This is a genomic window from Mesorhizobium sp. M1E.F.Ca.ET.063.01.1.1 (assembly GCF_003998155.1).
Taxonomy (GTDB): Bacteria; Pseudomonadota; Alphaproteobacteria; order Rhizobiales; family Rhizobiaceae; genus Mesorhizobium.
In genome coordinates this window covers 1-1,112 of sequence record NZ_RZSC01001215.1, presented here as the reverse complement: position 1 = coordinate 1,112, position 1,112 = coordinate 1, and the positions used below count along the sequence as shown (strand labels likewise).

The 1,112-nt window shown below is 64.2% G+C and carries 1 protein-coding gene; it reads right to left on the bottom strand.

Annotated elements, in window-relative coordinates; genetic code table 11:
- The coding region (locus EOA29_RS37375; protein WP_145970085.1) for a class I tRNA ligase family protein at positions 1-1,112 on the bottom strand (1,112 nt) is incomplete at both ends.

Here is a 1,112-nt window from a genome sequence, read left to right as displayed (position 1 = left end):
CGATCTGTGCCGAGCCCTTGGGCGGCGTCTCCGCCAGCGATATGCTGCCGATGCGCGCCAGGCGCTTGATCGCCTGGTCGTGGCGTTCGAGCCTCTCGCGCGTCGTTGCATTGGCGCCGATCACCGCCAAGGGCGCGATCGCTGCCGGCGGCACGTTCATTTCCGAGCGCACCGAGCGGATGCCCGAGACGAGATCGACCAGCCAGTTGATGTCGGCGGCCGCGTCGTCATCCTCGAAATCCGGCGACGGCCAGGCGGCGTGGCAAAGCAGCGAACCGCGCTCCTTGCCTTCGCCCGCCGTCTGTGCCCAGAGCTCCTCGGTCATGAACGGCATCATCGGATGCAAGAGCTTGTAGATCTCATCGAGCACGAAGGCGACGCAGGCACGGCTCTCAGCCTTGGCGGCTTCGTCCGTACCCATGAACACCGGCTTCAACAGTTCCAGATACCAGTCGCAGAACAGGTTCCACACGAAGCGGTAGGCGGCACCCGCCGCCTCGTTGAAGCGGTAGGTGGTGATGCCCTCGGTGACCGCGCGCGCCGCCCGCGTCAGCTCCGTCAGGATCCAGCGGTTGACCGCGAGCTTGGCGTCGTTCAGCCAGAAATCGTCGTTCCTGGCGACTTCGTTCATCTCGGCAAAGCGCGTCGCGTTCCAGAGCTTGGTGCCGAAATTGCGGTAGCCGGCGATGCGCGCCGGGTCGAGCTTCACGTCGCGCCCCTGCGCCGCCATCACGGTCAGGGTGAAGCGCAGCGCGTCGGCGCCATACTCGTCGATCAGATCGAGCGGGTCGATGACGTTGCCTTTCGACTTCGACATCTTCTGCCCGTTCTTGTCGCGCACGAGCGCGTGCACATAGACGGTGTGGAACGGCTCCTCGTCCATGAAGTGCAGACCCATCATCATCATGCGGGCAACCCAGAAGAAGATGATGTCGAAGCCGGTGACCAGCACATCGGTCTGATAGTAGGTCTTCAGCTCCTGCGTCTCGTCGGGCCAGCCAAGCGTCGAGAACGGCCACAGCGCCGAGGAGAACCAGGTATCGAGAACGTCCTCGTCGCGCGTCAGGATCTCGCCCGGCTGGAAATTCTCCAGCTTGTCCTCGACCCAGGCC